We start from the raw sequence: 8752 nt of genomic DNA, 5'->3' as shown, positions 1-8752 counted from the left end.
AGAATTAAGTATCGTGAATCTTTGTTTCAAGCGAAAAGTGCTCAAACGTAACGAGCAAAAAATGTTCATTTCCACTTGACGGTTACATTTAGGTAGACATGAAAAAAAGAGAGCATGATATTATGTTCTTAATCATCTACCTGGAGGGGATTTTTCTGTGGAAAAAATAAACCTTTAAAGCATATACAAAGGGTTTAATGCGTGTAGTGGTTCATTTGAAGATGGAAGAGGGGTGGCCTTACAGATGACTCCGTGAACGTTTTGAAAGTTAGAGTGATGCCAGATTGCTGAGCGGGTAAAGAAAGTTCAGAATGAGGAATCCTTTGATGATAAGCGAGGTCAATAAATATAAAACCATGTAAGAGGATTAAATAGGAATATTTCTTATTTATGCAACAATAAGAGGGGGGCAAAGATAGGATTTAAAGAGTAATAGCAAGAATAAAACAATTGTATTATAAGATTTATTGAGATCAAGAAAGTAGAATAACAAAGAGCTGTTTTAGCTGAGGCTCCATTTAGAAAAAGTCAACGATAGTTTAAAGGCCTGCAACTTAGTTCACGATAATAACAAAAAAGTTAAACCTTAATAAAAAGTGAAAAAATCTTTAAAAAATAAAAAAAATCGTTACTTAAGCAAGGAAAATTTTATTAAAAGTAGCTTTATTAATACAAATTTTTAAATTCTGTCTCAATATCCTAAGATTACTACTTTAATGAGACATGAAAACAAACAATTATTTAACTTCCTATAATATATATTATGTAAACTAGAAAAATCAATTTAACCATCCTAACTACCGGTCATCTTCCACCCTTGTCATAACTTACATTATGTAACTTATTTAAGTAATTCCTTCGTTAGATCGTATTAGGCCTGATTAAGGGTTCCTTTTATTACATTTTTCCTCCTGCCGTAGGAATCACGGTTTGAGTGACCAAGGCTCAGTTTTTCCTATGATAAAGCGGCTGCCTTTGTTATTGTAAGCCCAAATCACTCCATCACATATTTCCTTCTGGGTTAACCACCGTGAATGGTTATTTTCAAATTCAAATCCCAGAATGACTTCCTTATAATTTAAGTTAGGATAATTTTTGGTGAACATCACTCTTTCATCCGTCTTTGCTGCCGGATTTTCTGCAGCACTCCCTAATAGCCTAATAAATACTGCTTTGTCATTTCCATTTAATAGCTCAGCAAGTTCATAAACCGAAGAATGACTTTTACCGTGAATCTAACAAATACATACATCAAGGTGGCCTCTATTTTCCTTTATTTGTCTTACGGTATCAATAAATTTTTGTTCGTTATAATTTAAAGAAAGAGGGATAAAGTTACCTGGGAACTTCTTATAGGATTGTTTTAAATAAGCAAACTTTTGTTGATTTCTTCCCACCACATAAGTATTTGATCGATTCACTAAAAAATACTCTACTGTTCCTTTGAGCATCCCGGTGCCGCCAACAATTAACACATTTTGTTCACTCATGAGTTCTTCCCCCTTGAGTATTGTTATTTTCCTCCAAACACTCCCCGGTACGTAGACAAAGTGTATGGCATTTGATAAACAATCGTTTGGTTGGTCATAGGATGGTATGAAAGATTCCACCCTTCGAGAAACGATCCTTTTTCTAATAGTTCTTTCTTTAAAAAATCTCCAACTCCTCTTTTGTAGACACCTCAAATACGTCAACATCCCATGTGTTCAAGACAGTCATTTGAGAGCTTATCTACGCCCAATATAAGCAGGATGGAATAGCTCCGCCCCCCCCACAACGGCCCACACGAAAGGAGTCGGCCACGCAAGGTTCACCGTTGAAATAATCTGCCCCTCGTGTCAACATTTTCTTTAAAAAAATAAGTCTTTAATTCTCCGGTGCTATCTTTTCCCTCTCCGTTAGAACCGGATAGAATAAAAAACTACGAAACGTTCTAATAAGTTCATCAAGGATACCTATAAAAGGTTATCCTTGAATACTTAAATTCACCCTTCTTTTTTACACTTTATTTTTCTGAAAATAAAATGCAGAAAAGCAAATAATACAACCGACAAACATAATAACAAGACTTATGTAATAGGTATTAGATTCAGTCACTAACTGTAAAATAAGACCAGATAATACAATAAAGTATCCTATCCATTCGTACAATTTGTAATTCATTTTCACACCCTCAAATCATCAATTTATTACTTTATATTTTCATTTATCAACGCTTTATTAACCGCCGTGATATCGATATCTGTAGTATAAAACCTGTCTCTTCAATACTTTTCAAAAGTTACTCCTTCATAGTTGCTTTCCAAGAACAAGATTATAATCCTTTAAGTTATCTAACATTCTAACGTATTAATGAGGTTAGGGATTGGAAGTACATCCTCGTTGATTCCAGACAAACAAAAGAATGGTTTTATCGCGGATGGTGAAACACGGAAAAACCTTTCGGCTTCACTATGTATGTGAAGACGAAAAAGGATTTTTGAATAAGTGTTTTTACTATTGTTATAGACTATACTAGCATCCTATGGGAGGAAGTTAGATGAATTTTTAAGTTTCTTTGGTTGTTGTGGGATTTATAATCCTAACAATAAAACAATAAAAGAACACAAAAAAGGTATATCTGATCCCAAAGAAAAACCGTAAAAGGTCTTTGTTGAAATATAATGTGAAAAACATTATACTTCTCATTTTCTCCGTTATGATATTTACCTTTAACCTGCCGCTAGGGACCTTTTTCATATTAGCAGCAGTTACGTTTGTGAGTGTTGTTCTTCATGAGTTGTTTGGCTTAACTGATAAGGATCGCTATAGAAAAGATCAATAAATCTGAGTTTTTTTGTATCGCGCCACTTCCCCCTTCCCTCTTAGGCTTCCGTAACTGCAATTCGGTGTATGAATCAAGTAAGTTCTCCTCCTTGGGAAAAAGAACTATCTGCTTATTATTATAACTAAAAGAATTATATTATCACTCTAATGGTTAAACAAAGAGAGAAATGCATTTCCTATGTAAATTAGACCTCTTATTGAGGTAAGGGCACTTTGTATATTCTTTTAGTATTATCATATGCTCAGCTTAAGCTGAACTTCTTCCAGGAGTTACCTGTGTCCACTTCCTGATATGTATTTATGGGATCTATCTTTTTTATTAATTTATGAAAGGTGGAGGTTATGGCTGTTCTTTATATACTCTCTCTATTTTATTTATTTGTTGTAGCATGCTTTTTCTTTGACTCCTTTGGGTATTTTATTGCTGCAGGTCTCTCCTCAATATTAAGTCACGTCAATCCTACGTATTTTCTAGAGGTTAAAAACATACCGGGGATTGGCAATACTATCCTATTTGCACTTGGTTTAAGTTTACTTTTTATCTGGCTTATGATGATTCCAATTCTATTAAATAGTGCAAAAGTGAAAAAACAAATCACTTATAAAAATACTGCAAAACAACAAGTAGCAGCTGCCAAGAAAAAAAATCAATAGAAAATACCAATATATCGTTACATTATTTTAAAGAGTGAAAGTGGGGAACCATAATGGAATATTTTTTAGGCGGGGTATTTGTTGTATGGGGAGCCTTTGTTCTTTATTCAGCAATATTTAAGTTAAAGAAATACAGAGAAGAACATTTAGGGGCCAGTCATGATCCACTCGTTGATATTGTTTTAACTCCTATATTTAAAGTCTTTCCTCCAATAGTTGCTAAAATTTTTGTAATAGTGTTCGGTGTTGGATTAATAGGACTTGGTATCTACATCATTTAATAAATTTTACTAAATATACTATGAATCAGTTCTACTTGATTAGTAAGTTTGAAATAACCTTAGGAGGACTCCTATGGATTTGAGTATCTATGCATACATCTTTGCAATCATTCTGGGCATTATTATTTGGAGCGGCAAGACCCCTTTTTTAATTTATGGATTTGTTGAAGAAGAGGGAGATCAAGGACGATGGCTCGGAATAAAAGTTAGCCGCTATACGATCTCTAGGATTGTAGGAGGGATTGTTTTTTTGATCGGTGCTATCAATATAGTTGTCAGAGTGATATAAACAAACTTGATTGCCTTGAAAGTCATGCATTGGTTGTCTGTGAGGAGGTTATTTTTGTTTCTATTGGGTTTCCTCTCCTTAATTAATGTAATAGTAAAGGTTCAAAGTGAAAAGACAGCAATTATTACCACATTATAAGTCAGCATTTTACTTTTCATAAGCAGGGCATTAAATTACATAGAGAGTTACAGAAAGAAGAAAAAGCTCCTTTCTAGTGAGCCGCATGGTTGACAACTCACCGAATCTTATTGATTGTCTTCCCATCAATTGAGAAATTACCATCTTTTATTTTTCTATTCCGTTCACTTACCCCAGTAATATTTTATTGATCAAAAAGCGGGTGCGTTTTTTGGGTAAGTACACGATACATTTTTGGTCCCTATAACCAGGAAAAAGAAGCGAATTTTCTTTTCATCATCCTCCTCTTTTCAATCGCTTATCTTACAAATATGATAACGTTGCAAAAGATAAAGAAAAAAGAGAGTCCATAGCATGGATTCCCTTTTTATTATACCCCTATTTTCCAGAATGTTCGCTGAAGTTGCATGCAGAGGAATCATATGCTCTTTTATGAGTGGTCATCTGACTCGCCTGCTTTCATCATATTTCTCTAGTGCATAGAATGAAGTGATTTTTTAGCTGCTCTTTTTTTGATTTCCCACCGAATAAAGGATTGCAAGGTGGCTTAAAAACTGATGGATACTCTCTTCGTCGATTTTCCTGTCTTCGATTATCTTTTTAATATCTTCTAGCTCTTCTAGAGAACTGTCTAATATTTCATTAATTATAAATTGGCTGTCCATCAAATGAATGGTGTTTTTCACAGTGAAGCAATATCTCTTATTCTCTTTTACATGCAACTCAAAGAAATTTTTTAAATGCAATCGGTTATTCATTTAATACCAAACCACTTTCTTTTTTATTAAAAGTAGTACGCGTTACTTCCTTGTTTTCTATTTGTATTTCTGCCCATCTGTATTTATGAACGCAGTCACATGCTATTGGAAATTTTATAGGTTAAGTTCCTACTATTATTTCAATGCATCACCTGAATCTACTGTTAATCCGAATTTTAATCGCAATCGTAATCATTACGATATTCACTCCTATTATATCGTAATGATTACGATTTGTAAATGCGCCCTCTCCGACTTAGTAATAGCAAGGATCATACTCCCACTATCCTTCTCTTTTATACCGCTACCCACCGATGACAGCTATTTTGCACTTTATTAGGCTATTACAATTGATTTCACACTTAGCTTACTTTTTTATAATTAAAAAAGTTTACCACCTATGGATGAACTCTTCGTTTATTGATTATATGCTTTTAGAAAAAGGTTTATTCCTTACTACGAAGCATTTATTTAAGCTGCTTCGTCTGTTCGGTTTGTTTTAGAAATTTCGAATGAACTCTTTTTTGAGGCGTCGTGGGCTCACTGTCATTCCTTAGTGAATTTACTAAGAGGAAGTGTGAATTATTGAATAAGTTTTACAAAGAATGTGAGGGGTATAGAGAAGAAATTGATACTAATTTCTGCTCACTATCCTTTTAAGTCCGAATAACTCCTTCTTCTTTTCTCCTTCTTTCAAGTAGAAAGAAAGACTCCATACAATAGGTCATACAGTTAATCACTTCACCATATCATAAGGATGATATTTTCTATAAATGTTTACAGATCTTCTTGTTCCCTTCCCTCTCCTCTCCTCTGCTCTGCTCTAAAATACCTCCTGGAGTCATTTAATAACTGTCTATTTCCTACCTGAGTAATTTTTTAAGTATTTTTAAAGCATATTGTTTTTAATTAAAGAAATAATTTATTATAATTACAATGTAATAATGAATATTACTTCCGTAATATAGTTTCATAAATAGGAAGGTTGTTCATTTTGTAAATTCAAAATAGAGAGGGGAAACGTTTATAATGAAAGACAATGAAAACATGGCAAAATGTCCGTTTTCACATGGAAGTTCTACGAGAAATTCCTCCAGCGGAACGACAAACAAAGACTGGTGGCCAAATCAGCTGAATTTAAACATTCTTCATCAGCATGATACGAAGACAAACCCACTGGGAGAAGATTTTGATTATGCAGAGGAGTTTAAAAAGCTGGACTATCAAGCTCTGAAAAAGGATCTTCTAAATCTCATGACAGACAGTCAAGATTGGTGGCCTGCCGACTACGGTCATTACGGCCCATTCTTTATTCGTATGTCATGGCATTCAGCTGGTACTTACCGCATGGGAGATGGCCGCGGAGGCGGTGGCAGCGGTTCGCAGCGTTTTGCGCCTCTAAACAGCTGGCCGGATAACGGTAACCTTGATAAGGCCCGTCGACTGCTGTGGCCTATAAAACAGAAATATGGCAACAAGATCTCCTGGGCTGATCTTCTTGTTTTAGCTGGGAATGTAGCAATTGAATCCATGGGTGGGAAGACTATTGCTTTGGAGCCGGTCGAGAAGACATCTGGCACCCGGAAGAGGATGTCAATTGGGGTCCTGAAACAGAGTGGCTTGGGGATAACCGCTACTCTGGCGACCGAGAGCTTGAGAATCCTCTGGCTGCCGTGCAAATGGCTTAATCTATGTAAATCCTGAAGGTCCAAACGGGGAACCTGATCCTGTTAGAAGTGCCCAGGATATTCGTGAAACATTTGGACGGATGGGAATGAACGATGAAGAAACTGTGGCCCTTACAGCCGGTGGTCATACGTTTGGGAAGGCACACGGTGCAGGAAACGCTGACCTTGTAGGTGCAGAACCAGAAGGATCTCTTATTGAAGAGCAAGGCTTTGGCTGGAAGAGCACACATGGCACTGGTCATGGCCCTTATACCATCACAAGCGGAATCGAAGGGGCATGGACACCAACCCCGACAACATGGGATAACAGCTATTTTGATCTTTTATTCGGATATGAATGGGAGCTGACCAAGAGTCCGGCAGGTGCTCATCAGTGGAAGCCTGTTGATCAGGATGAGGAACATATGGCTCCAGATGCAGCAGATTCATCCAAACGTGTTCCTACTATGATGACCACAGCGGACATGGCCATGCGAATGGATCCTAATTATGAAAAGATTTCCCGTCGTTTCCATGAAAACCCGGATGAGTTTGCTGATGCATTTGCTCGTGCTTGGTTCAAGCTTCTTCACCGTGACATGGGTCCTCGTGACCGTTATCTTGGCCCGGAAGTTCCGGATGAAGAATTTATCTGGCAGGACCTGTTCCAGCTGTAGACTACAAGTTAACAGAGGCAGAAATTGAAGAACTGAAAAAGAAAATACTTGAAACTGACCTTACAGTGAGCGAACTTGTCACTACAGCATGGGCTTCAGCAAGTACCTTCCGTGGTTCTGATATGCGTGGTGGTGCGAATGGAGCACGTATTCGCCTTTCCCCTCAAAAGGACTGGGAAGTCAATGAACCTGAAAAGCTTTCTAAAGTGCTGAACGTGTTAGAAGGCCTGCAAAGCCAGCTTGATAAGAATGTCAGTCTCGCCGATTTGATTGTATTAGGCGGAACGGCGGCAGTGGAGAAAGCGGCAAGGGATGCAGGAGTTGACGTGATCGTTCCGTTTACACCAGGACGAGGCGATGCTACCCAAGAGCAGACGGATGTAGAGAACTTTGAAGTGCTAGAACCTTTCGCGGATGGTTTCCGAAACTACCAGAAGAAAGAGTATAGTGTCAGCCCAGAAGAACTCTTAGTAGACAAGGCACAGCTGTTAGACTTGTCAGCTCCAGAAATGACGGTCCTTGTCGGCGGGATGCGTGTGTTGGGAACTAATTACGGCGGCACAAAGCATGGCGTCTTTACCGACCGTGTCGGAACACTTACGAATGACTTCTTTGTGAACCTTCTGGACATGGGAATTGAGTGGAAGCCTGTAGACAGCCTCATTTATGAAGGCCGTGACCGCAAAACAGGTGAGGTTGTTCGGACTGCTTCAAGAGTGGACCTCGCATTTGGTTCCAACTCTATTCTGCGTGCCGTTGCAGAAGTATATGCGCAAGACGACAACAAAGAGAAGTTTGTGAAGGACTTTATCGATGTCTGGGTTAAGATGATGAATGCCGATCGTTTTGACCTTAACTAGAATGATAGAATGATTGCTGAATGTTAATAGATTGTACTCCCCCCTCTTACATACGAACCGCTCATGTAAGAGGGGTTTTTTTACAACTCCCCCGCTCTCTACTTTTCCTTACAAGTGATAGACCAACTAAGCCCCAACAACCCTACCTGGTCTTCCTCTATCGTTTTATTATTTTCTATACATTCATTCTTGGTTTGTAGATAACCGTTGTAACTGAAAATTGGAGTAACTAAAAATAGTGACAAGAGTGAAATCGACAAAACCCCTATTATAAAAAATCGCTTCCTCTTACTCTGTTTCATTTTTACCGCCCTTTTCTTTTGTTTTTTTTTACGATCATGTGATACCTGCAGCTATTATATTTCTCGGCCAGAGTTTTTTAAATAACATATTGAAGGGCTTATGATACACTTTGTCTGAGTATATATTTGAGTTATTTTCTTAGAGGAGGTATAAAATGCCAACTTGTCAAAACTGTTACGCAAAGTGGGCATGGAAAGAAACGCTAAAAGGAAGTTTTTCCATAAAAAATACTGCCCTGATTTGCCCTTACTGTAATGCAAAACAGTATCCTACAGCTAAGACAAAAAATTGTCGTTTGT

The 8752-nt window shown here is 37.3% G+C and carries 7 protein-coding genes and 1 pseudogene; 5 read left to right on the top strand and 3 right to left on the bottom strand.

The window, feature by feature from the left end:
• Nucleotides 1-923 precede the first annotated feature (923 nt).
• Nucleotides 924-1106 carry a hypothetical protein gene (locus JCM19033_RS24240; protein WP_054636122.1) on the bottom strand — a complete coding sequence of 61 codons (183 nt, stop codon included), beginning with the start codon at nt 1104-1106 and terminating at the stop codon, nt 924-926.
• Nucleotides 1107-1235: 129 nt separating this feature from the next.
• Nucleotides 1236-1490, bottom strand: coding sequence for a hypothetical protein (locus JCM19033_RS09390; protein WP_054636121.1), 255 nt, complete (start codon nt 1488-1490; stop codon nt 1236-1238).
• A 1175-nt stretch (nt 1491-2665) separates the two neighbouring features.
• Here JCM19033_RS09390 and JCM19033_RS24235 point away from each other — a divergent pair.
• From JCM19033_RS24235 to JCM19033_RS09375, 4 genes are all read left to right on the top strand, one after another.
• Nucleotides 2666-2824, top strand: coding sequence for a hypothetical protein (locus tag JCM19033_RS24235; protein WP_198153469.1), 159 nt, complete (start codon nt 2666-2668; stop codon nt 2822-2824).
• Between the two features lie 344 nt (nt 2825-3168).
• On the top strand, nt 3169-3480 hold the full coding sequence (locus JCM19033_RS09385) for a hypothetical protein (protein WP_054636120.1): 312 nt from the start codon (nt 3169-3171) through the stop codon (nt 3478-3480).
• Nucleotides 3481-3533: 53 nt separating this feature from the next.
• The gene (locus JCM19033_RS09380) at nt 3534-3761 is read left to right on the top strand and encodes a hypothetical protein (protein ID WP_054636119.1); all 228 of its coding nucleotides are present in this window, start codon (nt 3534-3536) and stop codon (nt 3759-3761) included.
• A 73-nt stretch (nt 3762-3834) separates the two neighbouring features.
• Entirely contained in the window at nt 3835-4050 is a 216-nt protein-coding gene (locus tag JCM19033_RS09375; protein WP_054636118.1) for a hypothetical protein, read from the top strand.
• 635 nt (nt 4051-4685) lie between these two features.
• Here JCM19033_RS09375 and JCM19033_RS09370 read toward each other — a convergent pair.
• The gene (locus JCM19033_RS09370) at nt 4686-4874 is read right to left on the bottom strand and encodes a hypothetical protein (protein WP_198153468.1); all 189 of its coding nucleotides are present in this window, start codon (nt 4872-4874) and stop codon (nt 4686-4688) included.
• 1101 nt (nt 4875-5975) lie between these two features.
• Between JCM19033_RS09370 and katG the strand changes: the two are divergent.
• Nucleotides 5976-8150: pseudogene (katG, locus tag JCM19033_RS09365) on the top strand (catalase/peroxidase HPI).
• The last annotated feature ends 602 nt before the right edge of the window (nt 8151-8752 follow it).

The sequence above is a fragment of the Thalassobacillus sp. C254 genome, from assembly GCF_001310615.1.
This window is presented reverse-complemented; position numbering and strand designations above follow the sequence as displayed.